Here is a 13,621-nt window from a genome sequence, read left to right on the forward strand (position 1 = left end):
GGCAGATGATCCGGCTGGGGGGAATGCTTTCATCGTCCTGCCTCCGTCTTCATCCACTCGGTGACGCCTTCAGCAACGGCATCATAGACGGCACGGCCGATCGCTTCGCCGATATCCGTGTGAAGCCCGGCATAGGCGATATCGCCCGGTGGAGAGGCCAGCGCGATACAATCGGTCCCGGTGCCGGTCGCGGCACCTTCCGGTAGAGCCGGGCCATTGGCGATGATGGCGGCGGTGCGGGCTTGTGTCGCGATGCTGAGCGCTTCGGTCATCGCGGCATTGCTCACCCCGTGAGAGAGCGCCACCAGCAAATTGACAGTGCCATATTGTTCCGCCAAGACAGGCTGCCGATATCCCACCCGTTCAGCGTTCGAGAGGCCAACTGTGGCAAGGCAATCGGCGGCTACATTGCCAGTTTTCGCCCGTGTTAGAGTATATTTCTCGACATTGCGCGAGGTCAGCATGGTCACGGCGTCTGACGGCCCCCGCCGCGTCATTTCTTGATTTAGCCATGCGATCGCGTCGAGGTCTTTCGGCAGGTCCGCGTCCCGCACTTCACGCCACAATACGTGCTGCGCCAAGACGAGCCCTGGCCGGAAGGGCGCCCAGCTGATCACACGCATTGGTTGGCCCAAATCTGCCATCAGCCAAGGCCTGTCGAGCGTGGCGCGGATCATCGGGTCAACTCCAGTGGTTGGAAGATCAGCCCGTGATCGGTTTCAACAAGATGGGCGGCAATGCCAAAGACGCTGTGCAAATGCTCAGGCGTCAGGACATCCTTCGGCGCGCCATCTGCCACAAGGCGACCTTTGTCGAGGAGAAGCAGCCGCGTGCAATGCCGCGCGGCCAATCCCAAATCATGCAAGGCCGCCAAGACGGTTTTGCCTTGTGCAGCCAGCCGAGAAAAAATCTGCATCGTGGTGATCTGATGTGCCGGATCGAGCCCGGCAATCGGTTCGTCCGCCAGAATAAGCGGCGTATCCTGCGCCAAAACGCGCGCGATCAAGACGCGGGCTTGTTCGCCGCCAGAGAGTTCCGTCGCGGGCCGTGTTTCGAACCCAGTGAGACCCATATTGTCAAGCGCTTGCGCAGTTGCCGCATGGTCGTCTGGCTTGGGCCTTGCGCCGCCGGCGAGATGCGGCACCCGACCCAGAAGCACCAGGGTCTCCACAGCAACAGGCCAGGCGATCTCGCGGGTTTGCGGCATCCAAGCGACGGTTTTGGCGCGTTCGCGGCGCGGCATCTGGGCCAGATCGGATCGGCCAGTATGAGACTGAAGCCCGAGAATCGCCCGTAATAGGGTCGTTTTTCCGGCACCATTGGGTCCAATAAGGCCGACAACCTCACCAGAGGTGAGTGACAGGCTGACACGGTCGACGACCGGGCATTCGCCTCGATGAACGGTCAGGTTGGTGACGGTCAGCGCGCTCATATCATCTGCCTTCGCGTCTTATAGATCAGATGCAGGAAAAGCGGTGCACCGACGATCGCCATGAGGACGCCGAGTTTCAGATCTCGATCGGGGAGCACCAGGCGGACGGCGATGTCGGCCGCAAGAACCATCGCCGCACCACCAAGCGCGGATGCAGGCAAAAGGGCACCCGGGCGTGCGCCGACAAAGGGGCGCAGAATATGCGGCACCACAAGGCCGACGAACCCGATAGCCCCAGCCACCGCCGTCGCCGCGCCGACCGACGCGGCGACACCGGCAACCAATCTAAGGCGCAGTTGGCCGAGGTTGATGCCCATGGATTCCGCCGCATCTTGGCCGAGAGTCAACGCATCAAGGCCGCGCCCGAGGCTCGCCAAGAGGACCCAACCGACCAGCATGACTGGCAAAGCGACGGTCACATGATCAAAGGATCGGTCTGAAAGAGACCCAAGCATCCAAAACACGATTTCACTGACCGCGAAAGGATTGGGCGAGAGGTTGAGAACCAAGGAGAGGAAAGCCCCGGCCAGTGCGCTGATCGCGATGCCTGCGAGGATCAATGTGAGCGATCCACCTCGGGGGCCAGCCAGAACGAGGAGGAGCAGAACAGAGACTAATGCGCCAGATAGAGCCGAAACTGGCAGTGCCAATGCAAAGCTCGCCGCAAATCCCGTTTGGAGAGCAAGGACCGCGCCCAGGGCTGCGGAGGAGGAGACACCGATCAATCCGGGTTCGGCCAGGGGGTTCCGCAGAAACCCTTGCAGTGCCGCGCCGGAGAGGCCCAAGCTGACCCCGACCATGACAGCCAGAATGGCGCGGGGCAGACGGATCTCGCGCATGACGAGCGTCACCGCCTCACCTTCCCCGCCGAGCAGGGCGGAGAGGCTTTGGGCGATGCCAAACCCGGCCGGCCCAACCAAAAGCGAGAGGCCGAACAGCACCGCGACAAGAGCCGTCAAACCGGAGAGGAGCAGCGACAGTCTCATTCCGCCTCCATCCCGTCTCGCAGGGTTGTCAAATCTGAGAGCGCGGTTAAAACCTGCGGCGTGCCGCAGACCCAGTCGGGTCCGCTAACATGCCCCTGCCCCGCCGCGATGAGCGCCTCAAGAGCGGGATGATGCAGAATATCCTCGGATCGGGAGTTGCCGGGATATGTTCCGGTGCTGATCACCACGTCTGGCGCAGCCACGGCTAGAAGCTCCAGCGCCAAGCGACCGCTGCTGTCCCGCCCCAGTTCGTCGGCGATATGGAGGAACCCTGCGGTGGTCAGGATCTCATGAGACAGGGTGCCAGTGCCCAGAGAATAGCCGTTGGGGTAATAGAACGCGGCCCGCGGCCCGGTTCCAGGGCGGGTTAGTGCAACCAGATCGGCCTCAAAGGCTTCGGCGCGCGCGGTGGCCTCCTCTTCCCGATGGAGAAGCGCACCGACTTCGACCAAACGATCGGTGACTTGATCAAGCCCGGTGACAATGTCGATCTGCGCCACCTCGACCCCCAAACGGCGCAGCATCGACACAACCGCCGGGTCGGAATAGACGCCCGCCAAGACCAGATCGGGGCGGAGCAGATAAATCTCTTCGGCACCGCCAAAATTCGCAGGATAGGCCGCGGCCTCCATATGCATCGGAGAGATCAGCGGATCGGTGGCAATGTCGCTGACCGAGATCAACTGCCCCGGCGCGGCCAGCATCATCGCCAGCTGGTCGGTGCAGAGATTCATTGAGACGACACGCCCGGGCATATCGGCCCAACTGGGTGTGGCGGCAGCCACAAAGGTTGCCGCCACGCCAAGCCTTATGGGGCGGCTAGAAGGACGCACGGACGCCAAGGTAAAACGCCCTATCGCTGGTGCCGTAGCCAAGCGTGGTCTGATACTCCTCATCGAAGATGTTCTCAACGCGCAGATATACCTCGGTCGCATCGTTCACGGCATAGCCAAGAGACATGTTCGCAACGGTATAGTTGGGCATATCGAACGGGGTGCTGGCAAAGGTCGGTGGCGGGCCGAACACGCGATCCTGACGTCCGGCGACATGCTGCACCGTGACTGTTCCGCTCCAGAGGTCATTGAACTCTGCGCGTAGTCCAAGAGTAAGATCATGTAGTGGGACGCGGGCCAGGCGATTGCCGCTGATTTCTTCACTGTCGGTGTAGGTATAGTTGCCGAAGAGCGAATAGTTGTCGTTCAGCGCAAGTTCCCCGGTCAGCTCGATCCCCCGCGACACTGTTTTGCCAGGCACCTGTATGTAACCGCCGCCTCGGAAGTCTATCAGATCATCAATCTCGGTATAGAACAAAGCCGCCCCGACCCTGCCATTCGCAAATTCGCGCTCGATGGCCAACTCGGCACTGCGGCTTTCTTCGGGCTGCAGATTCGGGTTGGGCGCGCCAAAGGGACCATAAAGCTCATTGAGCGAGGGTGCGCGGAAACCGGTGGCAATAGATGCGCGGATCGTGGTGTTGGCGCCAGGTCGCCACGCCAGTGCGGCGCGGCCTGTTGTGGCGCCACCAAAAACCGAATGCTCGTCATATCGCACTGCCAATGCCAGATCGACATCGTTGCCAAGGCGGGTGGTATACTCTCCCAGAAGCGTGGCGACGGAGTAATCCGCCTCGGTGCGTCCGCCTGTGCCAAAGGACAGATAATCCTCACGGGTATAATCCGCCCCAATTACAAGGCCCTGTTCGCCCGCCAGGTCGATTGTCCCGCGATAGGAGAACCCGAGCCGGTCGCCTTCGAAATTGGTCACCGATGATGTGGAGTTCGGATCGGACCGATCAATGCGAAAGGCCTGAACCGCGATTTCATGATCGATATGGATGCCGTCGAATTGCGCGAAGATCCGTGCACCCAACTGTTCTGAGGTCAGGAAGCGGTCGGAATCTCGGCCCGCCCCGCCGCCTGAATCGAAGTCGGACCGCGAATCCAGGTAGATGACACTGCCGCCGATCGTGACTGTCTCCGACAACTCATAGGTGCCGGTAAAGCTCAGCGTCGTGGATTCGTACCCATCCGCTTCGGTGTTGCCGAGGTTTTCATCGGCGGCCGAGAACCCGTCAGTCACGACGCGAGTGGCGCTGAAGGCCAGTGTGCCGCGGTCAAAACGGGTCGCGATGCCGACTTCGCCGAGGTAGGAGTCATAGGTTCCGCCCTCGGCATTCACGATAATGTCTGTCCCGTTCTCGTCAGGCGCTTGCAGGGTGGTAATGTTGATCACGCCGCCAATCGCCTCGGACCCGTAGATGGCGCTCTGCGAGCCATACAAGACCTCAATCCGGCTGATGCCGCCTGTGGTCAATGTTCCGAAGTTGAAGTTTGTCTGCGTGCTGGACGGATCCGTCACGTCGATCCCGTTGATCAGAACGGGGATGTAGTTGCCGTTGAGCCCGCGGATCCGAAGCGTTGTGTTCGTACCAACCGGGCCGTTTTGTGTGACGGAAATGCCCGGTAGGGTTTCGAGGTAGTCCGACAGTTGGACATCCCCGGCGGCGTCGAGGTCATCCTCATCCACAACTTCGACACTGACGCCGGTGCGATTTGCCTCGATCGCGGTCAGGCCGGCCGAGAAGATGATTTCAGGCAGTTGGAATACCGGTTCCTGCGCCAGGGCGGATGTGGTTGTCAGAAGGGTCGCAGCAACGGCGCCCAGTGTCTTATTCATAATGTCCCCCTTGTCAGCCCGTCCCCGGGGCTGCGTGGTGCAACGATTTGTCTTTGGAAGGGGGATGGCCCCGCCGCAGACGGTGAGATTGCCACCACGACGGAAAGACCGTTGCCCATGACGCCTCCCGCGTCCGGACAGGGTGATCACCTCGGCAGGTCTCCTGACTCGCGGGTCGATGCTTGGCTGGGCCTTCCCGTGGCCCATATGGGGCCGCAGTGGCATAGTCCAGTCTCGCTCGCCGCTTACAGTTGCGGGGGCAGCCACGGAGTCTCACCGTGTTCCCTTTTACCCAGACGACTCACGCCGCCCGGACCGAAGTAGATCGTGCTTACGCCGCGCCGGGCTTTGGCTCAAGTCCGAATGCGACGGTTTGATTGCGGGAATGCGTCGCGGATGGTTACGCCATCATGCCGCGCCGCCGGGGGCCAAACAGCGCCGTGAGTGCCAGGATCACACCTGAGACGGTGGCGATCATGCCAGCAGCACTGACCGAATCGGACCCGCCCAGCCAGAGCGGGCCGTAGCCCGCAAAAACATACCCAAGCGTGGCCGAGAGGGTGGCGAAGACCACGCTCCAAGCCACTTGCCGACCCAAACTGTCAGTCATCAGTCGCGCCGCCGCTGGTGGGCAGATGAACATCGCGATGACGATGATCGAGCCAACCGCGTCAAAGGCTGCGACCGCCGCGATGGCGGCGATCATGACCAGGGCGATGCCAAGGAGACCGGTCCGCATGCCAAGAACTTGCGCGAAACCTTCATCGAAGGTGGAGATTTTGAGCGGACGCCAGAAGATCCAAGTGAAGAGCACCACGAGCAGGAGGACCACGGCCAAGCGTGAGAGCTCTGGGGGCAGACCAGCAAGCGCGTCGCCGTCAAGCAGCGAATGCCAGCCGGTGGCCTCCAGCCAGATCAAGCTTTCCAGATTGCCCATCAACGCGTGTTCGACATCCAAATGCACCGAAGAGGTATCGGAGCGTTCAAGGAGCAACACACCGCCGGCAAACATCGCCGTGAAGACCACGCCCATGGCAGCGCCAGTTTCGATCTGACCCAGACGGCGGATCGCCTCGATCAAGACGACAGAAACCAGCGCGGCCCCCGCCGCGCCCAGCATCATCGGCCAGGCTGTGACCGCGCCGGTCAGCAGAAAGGCCACGACGATCCCGGGGAGGACCACATGAGAGATCGCATCGCCAATCAGTGCCTGACGGCGCAGCACCAGGAAATTTCCGGGCAGCGCACAAGCGATCGCGGCAAAGATGCCGATCAAGAGTGGCGTGAGGGAGAGAGGGACGAATTCGGCGCCGCTCATGGGGTCACCTCGCGCGGGGCGGCGATCCGTGTGTCGAGATCGCGGAGCTGATCCTTTGTCAGGATCGTTTCTAGATTGGTCAGCCCGTCATAGCGCGCAGCGGTGGCTTCATGCGCCTGCAACCCACGCAGGATCTCCCAACGTTTTTCATCCAGCAGAGCTTTTGCGGCCCGGGCCTGCCCCTCTTCGGTTGCGACGCCATCGGCGCGGGCCAACCCCTCCCGTTGCAGCAGGCGGAGGGTATAGCCTTCATAGATCGGCTGGCCTTGCGCCAATGCTAAAAGCCCCTGGCGGCGGTGGACGCGGCGGCGATATTGCAAATGCGTCAAGACAGAGGACAAAACCCCGCGTGCCGGCGAGAAGAGAAGCGAGAGCACGAAGAGGGCAAACGCCACAAGTACGATGATCGGCCCGGTGGGTAAGGCCGGAGCAGAGGCAGAGATCGCCGCACCGACATAACCAGAGAGACCACCCAATGCGCCCGCGATTAGCCAGACCCGCTCGGTCCGTTCGGTCCAGAACCGGGCCGTGACCGGCGGAATGATCAACAGAGCGACAATCAGGATCAGCCCGACGATCTTCAAACCAACCACCGTGACTGCGAGAACGAGCCCCATCGTGGCCAGGTCGATCCGCGCGACGCTCAGGCCCGATGCGGCTGCATAGTCACTGTCAAAAGCCACGAGCGACATCGGCCGTCTGAGGAGCAGAGTCAGCGCCAGAACCAGCGCGCCGCCCACCGCAATCAGTATCGCATCGGATAACAGCATCCCGGCCGTGGACCCCAAAAGGAGCGAGTCGAGCCCAGCTTGCCGCCCGGCGCTCATTCCCTGGATTACAGTCAGCAAGACCACACCGGCACCGAAGAACACCGAGAGCACGGCTCCGATGGCGGAATCCTCGCTCAGCCGTGTGCGATTGCTCAGCCATTGAACGCAAAGCAGCCCAACCCAGGCAGACAGCGCCGAGCCGATGAGCAGCCCGATCAGGCTTCGCCCGTCCATGCCGAACCAGACCATGACGATAAAGGCCAACCCGACACCGGGCAGTGTCGCATGGCTGATCGCGTCGGAGACCAGGGCGCGTTTGCGGAGAAAAAGGAACGTGCCCGTCACCCCCGCCGCGATGCCAAGCAGCATCGCGCCGATGGCAACCAACGTGGCGTTATAGCCAAGCTGGAGGGTGAGCGCCTCAAGCAACATGGGCCTAGCCCGCTTGGCTCAGCCGGTCGATCTGCGCCGTGGCCAGCCGCCCGCCGTAGGCCGCTTGCAAGGTCTCGGCGGTGAAGGCCTCGGCCACCGTGCCTTCGGCAATGGGTCGCGTGTTGATCAGGAATGCGTGGTCGAAATATTGCTCGACCGTGGCGAGGTCATGATGAACGGCGATAACGGTTTTACCCTCGGCTTTGAGGCTCTTCAGAACCGCAATGATGGCCTTTTCGGTGGCGGCATCGACACCGGCAAACGGTTCGTCCAGAAGATAGAGATCGGCCTTCTGTGCCAAAGCGCGGGCCAGGAACACGCGTTGCTGCTGCCCACCGGAGAGCTGGCCAATTTGCCGGTTCGCGAAATCGCTCATGCCAACGCGCTCCAGTGCCTCTGCGGCGGTCTGGCGGTGCTCCCCGCGCACTAGACGCAAAAGGCCCAGCTCACGATAGAGTCCCATCAACACCACGTCCAAAACCGTGGTCGGGAAATCCCAATCCACGCTGGCGCGCTGCGGCACATAAGCGATGCGCCCGCGTTGCCTGTCCAGCGGTTGACCAAAAACCGTCACATGGCCCGAAAGCGGACGAATAACGCCCAATGCGGCCTTTAAGAGGGTCGATTTCCCGGCGCCGTTCGGCCCGATGATGGCAGTCATCGATCCCGGCTGGACGGTCATATCGACCGAGAAGATCGCCGGTTTCTCACCGTAAGACACCGTCAGCCCCCGGATCGCCAGGGGGCTGAGAGCGATATTGGCTGCCTGGGCGCGATGGCCGTTTTGGGTTGCCAGATTTAGTGCCGTCATAAGAGCCTCTTACATGCCTGCCGAGAGCAGGCCATTCATGCCGCGTTCCGGCGCGGTGCCGCCGAGCGCGCGGGTGATCACCGTCACATTGTGATCGATCATGCCGAGATAAGTGCCTTCATAGCTGCCATCGGCACCCATCGCGTCGGAATAGAGCTCGCCACCGACGATCACCTCATGGCCTTCCGCTGCGGCCCCTTCGATCAGGGCGCGGATATTGCGATCAGAGACGGAGCTTTCGACGAAGACCGCGCCCACTTGCCGCTGGACAAGCAGATCAACCAGTTCGGCAATCCGCGCCAATCCGGCCTCGGATTCGGTCGAAATCCCCTGGATTCCCATGACCTCAAACCCATGCGCGTTGCCAAAATAGTTGAATGCATCATGGGCGGTCAAAAGCACGCGCGCCGTCTCAGGGACGGTGCCCAAAACCTCGTCGGCATAAGCGGCCAGTTGGGTCAGATGCTCGGTATGGGCGGCGGCGTTCGCCGCAAAAACCTCTGCGTTCTCGGGCTGCACATCGCTCAGCGCTTCTTCGACTTCGGCCACGACAAGCGCCCAAAGCTCCGGGTCCATCCAGACATGTGGGTCAAACCGACCGTCGTAATCGTCATGCGCCAAGAGAACGTCGCGTGGCATTTCTTCGGCCACCGCGACAACTGGCCGGTTTTGGCTCAGATCGGCAAAGAAATCTTCCATCTGCGCTTCCAGGAACAGCCCGTGCCACAGCACCAGATCGGCGCGTGTCATGGCGACGATATCGCTGCGGGTTTGACGATACGCATGTGGGTCGACACCCGGCCCCATCAGGGCCTGCACCTCGACCAGATCGCCGCCAACCACACGCGCCGCATCGGCAACCATGCCGGTGGTGGCCACAATCGTCATCCGATCTTGGGCCATGGCCGCGCCCGAGAGCGCCAAAACAGTGGCCGCAGCCGTCAACAGAGATTTCATCATCGTCACAGAATCCGTTCCTTTGAACGCCGTCACAATTGATATTGCGACTGACTCGCAGAAAGTCAATGCTTTTGCGAGTCAGTCGCAAACTGTAACTGCGCAAGACACGACTTTCGAAGGCTCTGGAGCCTTCGCTTTGTGTGAAACTATGTTGGTTGACGCTAAAGCTTAGAGAAGAGTGACGACATCGTCACTTGAAGACTCGCGCGTTCCGATGGGGTCATCGTGTCGAGCATATTCGCCTCGACTGTGCGCGCGGCCGTCTGCAACCGGTCGAACTCTCGCTGACCGGTGTCGCTGAGCTGGACGATCAAACGGCGTCGGTCCTGCCGATCTTGTTTCACATCGATCAGGTCCAGATCTTCCAGCCGCCGCTGCGCCCGGCTCACCCGCGCCGCATCCATTGCGGTCAGGATACACAGGTCATTGGAGGAGCAGGGTTGATTGGTCGGCAACGCCATCATGATCCGCCATTCGGGCAGTTGCAGCCCGCTGTCAGACATGATGGTCTGAAACAAACGTGACGACACAACCGCCATTTGGAATGGAAGAAAATCACTTAGTTCAAACGTTTTGCTCTGTGACGAGTCTCTCATGGCTGGACTCTTTCTATGCACTCATACGGTAATATTTTAAGGTTTAATGTTAGATTTCGATAGGGCGCAACTAAAAATTGCACGAACTTGCCGTTACGTGATCTTCCGCTGGTTGTGCGAAATCAGCCTAAAATACTGTAAAATATGATTTTCCCCCATAAGGGCAGTCGCGTCCAGGTTGCGGGTGCGGTTTGCGGCATTTTGCGCGGTTTTCTGACTTGTGTCACCGAAGCCGCCCGCGTATCCCCAAAGGTGGGACACCCCTCCCCAACGAGGGGCGCATATCTGTGAGGATACTACCGATGGTTACGAACACCCCGGCCGCGCGGCCGGTCAATCCGCGTTTTTCATCTGGCCCCTGTGCCAAACCCCCGACATGGACCCTGGACAAGCTTGCCGACGCCTCTTTGGGTCGGTCGCATCGCGCCGCTGTTGGCAAAGACAAGCTCAAGGCCGCAATCGAAGGCACGCGAGAGCTGCTGGGCATTCCGGCGGAGTATAAAATCGGCATCGTACCCGCCTCTGACACCGGTGCATTTGAGATGGCGATGTGGAACCTCCTGGGCGCGCGCCCGGTTGAGATGGTGGCCTGGGAAAGCTTCGGCGCGGGTTGGGTGACCGACGTGGTCAAACAGCTGAAGATCGAGGCTGAGGTGCATACGGCCGAGTATGGCGACATCGTTGATATGGCCGCGTTAGACCATGATCGCGACGTGTGTTTCACCTGGAACGGCACCACCTCGGGCGTGCGTGTGCCATCGGGTGATGTGATCCCCGCCGACCGGGCCGGGCTGACGCTCTGCGATGCAACCAGCGCGGCCTTCGCGCAGGATTTGCCTTGGGACAAGCTCGATGTGACCACCTTCTCTTGGCAGAAAGTCATGGGCGGCGAGGCGGCGCATGGGATGTTGATCCTGAGCCCCCGTGCCGTTGAACGGCTCGAAAAGTACACCCCCGCATGGCCGCTGCCGAAAATCTTCCGTCTGACCAAAGGCGGCAAGCTGATCGACGGTATCTTCACCGGGGCGACGATTAACACGCCGTCGATGCTGGCCGTGGAAGACTATCTGGTTGCGCTCGACTGGGCGCGCGAGATCGGCGGGCTGCCAGCCTTGATGGCGCGGGCCGACGCCAATGCGCAGGCGATTTTCGACTTTGTCGAAACTACGCCCTGGATCGAGAACCTAGCCAATGACCCCGCGACTCGGTCCAACACCTCGGTCTGCCTGAAATTCGTCGATCCGCGCATTTCGGATGGTGCCGGGTTTGCCAAAGCCGTCGCCAAACGGTTGGAAGCCGAAGGGATAGCGCTTGATATCGGAGCCTACCGTGATGCGCCTCCCGGCTTGCGGATCTGGTGCGGCGCGACGGTGGAGACCTCGGATATCGAAGCGATGCTGCCTTGGCTCTCCTGGGCCTTCGACGCCGAGATCGACGCCCAGTCCGAAGCGGCCTAAGTCCCCTTATTAGATCCTATTCTCTGACAAAAGGAGCGCCTGAGATGGCCCCCAAAGTTCTGGTTTCCGACAAGCTAAGCGAAACCGCCGTGCAAATCTTCCGCGACCGCGGGATCGATGTGGATTTCGAACCCGGTCTTGGCAAAGACAAAGACCGCCTGCTGGAAGTAATTGGTCAATATGACGGTCTCGCCATTCGGTCCGCGACCAAGGTGACCGAGAAAGTCATCGCTGCGGCCAGCAATCTGAAAGTTGTCGGCCGCGCCGGGATCGGCGTCGACAATGTGGACATCCCCGTGGCCTCGAAGAAGGGGATCATTGTGATGAACACGCCCTTCGGGAACTCGATCACCACAGCGGAGCACGCGATCTCGATGATGATGGCTGTGGCGCGGCAAATCCCAGAGGCCAACGCCTCCACACATGCCGGTAAATGGGAAAAGTCGCGTTTCATGGGCGTCGAGTTGACCAACAAGACCCTGGGCGTGATTGGCGCCGGGAATATCGGCTCTATTGTCTGCGATCGCGCCTTGGGGCTGAAGATGAAAGTTGTGGCCTATGACCCATTCCTCAGCGAAGAGCGCGCGATGAAAATGGGTGTCGAGAAGGTCGAACTGGAAGAGCTTCTGCCACGCGCCGATTTCATCACCCTACATGTGCCCCTGACGGACAAGACCCGGAACGTCCTCAGCGCTGAGAACATTGCGCAATTGAAGCCGGGCGTTCGCATCGTCAACTGCGCCCGTGGCGGCTTGGTCGACGAGGATGCTTTGGCCGAGGCTTTGAAAAATGGCCACGTCGCGGGGGCCGCCTTTGACGTCTTCGCCGTCGAGCCCGCCACCGAAAGCCCACTTTTCAACCTGCCCAATGTGGTTGTGACCCCGCATCTTGGCGCGGCCACCACCGAGGCGCAGGAAAATGTGGCCCTGCAAGTGGCCGAGCAGATGTCGGACTACCTGCTGACCGGCGCTGTCTCCAACGCACTCAACATGCCATCCGTCACCGCCGAAGAGGCCGCAGTTATGGGACCGTGGGTGAAACTGGCCGAGCATTTGGGCGAGTTTGTCGGCCAGCTGACCGAGGAAGCGATTGAAGAGATTTCAATCACCTATAACGGCCTGGTCAAAGACATGAATCTCGAGGCACTGAACTGTGCCGCTATTGCCGGGCTGATGAAAGCGACCAACCCGGATGTAAACATGGTCTCCGCCCCGGTGATCGCGAAAGAGCGGGGCGTGGAAATCTCCACCACCACCCAGGATAAAACCGGTGTGTTCGAAGGCTATATCCGTCTGCAAGTGAAGACGCCGGAACGGCAGCGGTCGATTGCGGGCACCGTCTTCTCCGATGGCAAACCACGCTTCATCCAGATCAAGGGGATCAATATCGACGCCGAGGTGGGAGAGATATGCTCTATACCACCAATGATGATGTTCCGGGCATCATCGGCACGCTTGGCCATACGATGGGCGAGCATGGGGTGAACATAGCGAACTTTACCCTAGGCCGGTCTGGGGCCGGGCAGGATGCGATTGCCTTGCTCTATCTCGACGATCAACCGCCTGCCGAAGTGCTGGAGACGCTGCGTGCCACGGGCCTGTTCCAACAGGTCCGCCCATTGCGGTTCTCGGCGGCATAGATACCGACGGCCCGCCTTGACGTTTGTTCGACGCGGGCCGTGTTCGGCTTGAACAGGCACGCTTTTCGCGCCACTCTGGGTCTCGTCGCATCTGCAACGGATTACCCATGGCCGAGTCCTTCCACCTCGATTCATTCCTGCCCTATCGGATGATGGTATTGGCTGGCCGCCTGAGCCGGGAATACTCGCAGATTTATCACGACCGGTTTGGCCTTTCTCGGGCCGAATGGCGGGTGGTGGCGCATCTCAGCCAAGAGAGTGCAGTCTCCGTGCGAGAAATCCATGCCCGCGTGGATATGGACAAATCCAAGGTCAGCCGCGCGGCGACCCGGCTGGAAGAGGCGGGCTATATCACCAAGCAGACCAGCACCTCTGACCGGCGCTTGGTGGAGCTTGCTTTGACCGAGAAAGGTCGCGCTATGATGGCGGAGCTGACGCCGCTCGCGCATGCGTATCAGGCCGAGTTGATGGCGCGGCTTGGCGCAGATGCAGACGGCTTTCTGGCAGGCGTCGAGGCGCTTTTGGAGAAATCGGGCGGGTAGGT

General features: G+C 60.8%; 12 protein-coding genes, 1 pseudogene and 1 riboswitch. Of the genes and pseudogenes, 3 read left to right on the plus strand and 10 right to left on the minus strand.

The window, feature by feature from the left end; translation table 11 throughout:
- Window positions 1–29: 29 nt before the first annotated feature.
- From QTA57_RS05145 to QTA57_RS05190, 10 genes are all read right to left on the minus strand, one after another.
- Window positions 30–677: an adenosylcobinamide amidohydrolase gene (locus QTA57_RS05145; protein ID WP_290153994.1), complete on the minus strand. Its 648-nt coding sequence runs from the start codon at window positions 675–677 to the stop codon at window positions 30–32.
- The gene (locus QTA57_RS05150; protein ID WP_290153995.1) at window positions 674–1,432 is read right to left on the minus strand and encodes an ABC transporter ATP-binding protein; all 759 of its coding nucleotides are present in this window, start codon (window positions 1,430–1,432) and stop codon (window positions 674–676) included. Before QTA57_RS05150 ends, QTA57_RS05145 begins: the two co-directional genes overlap by 4 nt.
- Window positions 1,429–2,418 carry a FecCD family ABC transporter permease gene (locus QTA57_RS05155; RefSeq protein ID WP_290153996.1) on the minus strand — a complete coding sequence of 330 codons (990 nt, stop codon included), beginning with the start codon at window positions 2,416–2,418 and terminating at the stop codon, window positions 1,429–1,431. The genes QTA57_RS05150 and QTA57_RS05155 overlap by 4 nt, the downstream gene beginning before the upstream one ends.
- Window positions 2,415–3,203, minus strand: coding sequence for an ABC transporter substrate-binding protein (locus QTA57_RS05160; protein WP_290153997.1), 789 nt, complete (start codon window positions 3,201–3,203; stop codon window positions 2,415–2,417). Before QTA57_RS05160 ends, QTA57_RS05155 begins: the two co-directional genes overlap by 4 nt.
- 34 nt (window positions 3,204–3,237) lie before the next feature.
- Entirely contained in the window at window positions 3,238–5,094 is a 1,857-nt protein-coding gene (locus QTA57_RS05165) for a TonB-dependent receptor plug domain-containing protein (protein ID WP_290153998.1), read from the minus strand.
- Between the two features lie 137 nt (window positions 5,095–5,231).
- A riboswitch (cobalamin riboswitch) is annotated at window positions 5,232–5,429 on the minus strand.
- Window positions 5,430–5,494: 65 nt separating this feature from the next.
- A complete protein-coding gene (locus QTA57_RS05170; RefSeq protein ID WP_290153999.1) occupies window positions 5,495–6,412 on the minus strand; it encodes a metal ABC transporter permease in 918 nt (305 codons plus the stop codon).
- Window positions 6,409–7,614 (minus strand): metal ABC transporter permease, encoded by a 1,206-nt coding sequence (locus QTA57_RS05175; protein ID WP_290154000.1) that lies wholly within the window; start codon window positions 7,612–7,614, stop codon window positions 6,409–6,411. The genes QTA57_RS05170 and QTA57_RS05175 overlap by 4 nt, the downstream gene beginning before the upstream one ends.
- 4 nt (window positions 7,615–7,618) lie before the next feature.
- The gene (locus tag QTA57_RS05180) at window positions 7,619–8,425 is read right to left on the minus strand and encodes a metal ABC transporter ATP-binding protein (protein ID WP_290154001.1); all 807 of its coding nucleotides are present in this window, start codon (window positions 8,423–8,425) and stop codon (window positions 7,619–7,621) included.
- Window positions 8,426–8,434: 9 nt separating this feature from the next.
- Window positions 8,435–9,385 (minus strand): metal ABC transporter solute-binding protein, Zn/Mn family, encoded by a 951-nt coding sequence (locus tag QTA57_RS05185; RefSeq protein ID WP_290154002.1) that lies wholly within the window; start codon window positions 9,383–9,385, stop codon window positions 8,435–8,437.
- A 161-nt stretch (window positions 9,386–9,546) separates the two neighbouring features.
- On the minus strand, window positions 9,547–9,888 hold the full coding sequence (locus tag QTA57_RS05190; RefSeq protein ID WP_171558845.1) for a MarR family winged helix-turn-helix transcriptional regulator: 342 nt from the start codon (window positions 9,886–9,888) through the stop codon (window positions 9,547–9,549).
- A gap of 395 nt (window positions 9,889–10,283) precedes the next feature.
- Between QTA57_RS05190 and QTA57_RS05195 the strand changes: the two genes are divergently transcribed.
- From QTA57_RS05195 to QTA57_RS05205, 3 genes and pseudogenes are all read left to right on the plus strand, one after another.
- Window positions 10,284–11,438 (plus strand): phosphoserine transaminase, encoded by a 1,155-nt coding sequence (locus QTA57_RS05195; protein ID WP_290154003.1) that lies wholly within the window; start codon window positions 10,284–10,286, stop codon window positions 11,436–11,438.
- A 44-nt stretch (window positions 11,439–11,482) separates the two neighbouring features.
- A pseudogene (gene serA, locus QTA57_RS05200) lies at window positions 11,483–13,077 on the plus strand (phosphoglycerate dehydrogenase).
- Window positions 13,078–13,184: 107 nt separating this feature from the next.
- Window positions 13,185–13,619, plus strand: a complete 435-nt coding sequence (locus QTA57_RS05205; protein WP_290154004.1) for a MarR family winged helix-turn-helix transcriptional regulator — start codon at window positions 13,185–13,187, stop codon at window positions 13,617–13,619.
- Window positions 13,620–13,621: the final 2 nt, after the last annotated feature.

The sequence above is a fragment of the Fontisubflavum oceani genome, from assembly GCF_030407165.1.
Taxonomy (GTDB): Bacteria; Pseudomonadota; Alphaproteobacteria; order Rhodobacterales; family Rhodobacteraceae; genus Rhodophyticola; species Rhodophyticola oceani.

What these genes read in the sequence shown, in the direction of transcription:
- QTA57_RS05165 (WP_290153998.1), bottom strand. Translation starts at nt 5,094, where the DNA reads ATGAATAAGACACTGGGCGCCGTTGCTGCGACCCTTCTGACAACCACA.
- QTA57_RS05180 (WP_290154001.1), bottom strand. Translation starts at nt 8,425, where the DNA reads ATGACGGCACTAAATCTGGCAACCCAAAACGGCCATCGCGCCCAGGCA.
- QTA57_RS05145 (WP_290153994.1), bottom strand. Translation starts at nt 677, where the DNA reads ATGATCCGCGCCACGCTCGACAGGCCTTGGCTGATGGCAGATTTGGGC.
- QTA57_RS05185 (WP_290154002.1), bottom strand. Translation starts at nt 9,385, where the DNA reads ATGATGAAATCTCTGTTGACGGCTGCGGCCACTGTTTTGGCGCTCTCG.
- QTA57_RS05190 (WP_171558845.1), bottom strand. Translation starts at nt 9,888, where the DNA reads ATGTCTGACAGCGGGCTGCAACTGCCCGAATGGCGGATCATGATGGCG.
- QTA57_RS05170 (WP_290153999.1), bottom strand. Translation starts at nt 6,412, where the DNA reads ATGAGCGGCGCCGAATTCGTCCCTCTCTCCCTCACGCCACTCTTGATC.
- QTA57_RS05155 (WP_290153996.1), bottom strand. Translation starts at nt 2,418, where the DNA reads ATGAGACTGTCGCTGCTCCTCTCCGGTTTGACGGCTCTTGTCGCGGTG.
- QTA57_RS05205 (WP_290154004.1), top strand. Translation starts at nt 13,185, where the DNA reads ATGGCCGAGTCCTTCCACCTCGATTCATTCCTGCCCTATCGGATGATG.
- QTA57_RS05175 (WP_290154000.1), bottom strand. Translation starts at nt 7,614, where the DNA reads ATGTTGCTTGAGGCGCTCACCCTCCAGCTTGGCTATAACGCCACGTTG.
- QTA57_RS05150 (WP_290153995.1), bottom strand. Translation starts at nt 1,432, where the DNA reads ATGAGCGCGCTGACCGTCACCAACCTGACCGTTCATCGAGGCGAATGC.
- QTA57_RS05195 (WP_290154003.1), top strand. Translation starts at nt 10,284, where the DNA reads ATGGTTACGAACACCCCGGCCGCGCGGCCGGTCAATCCGCGTTTTTCA.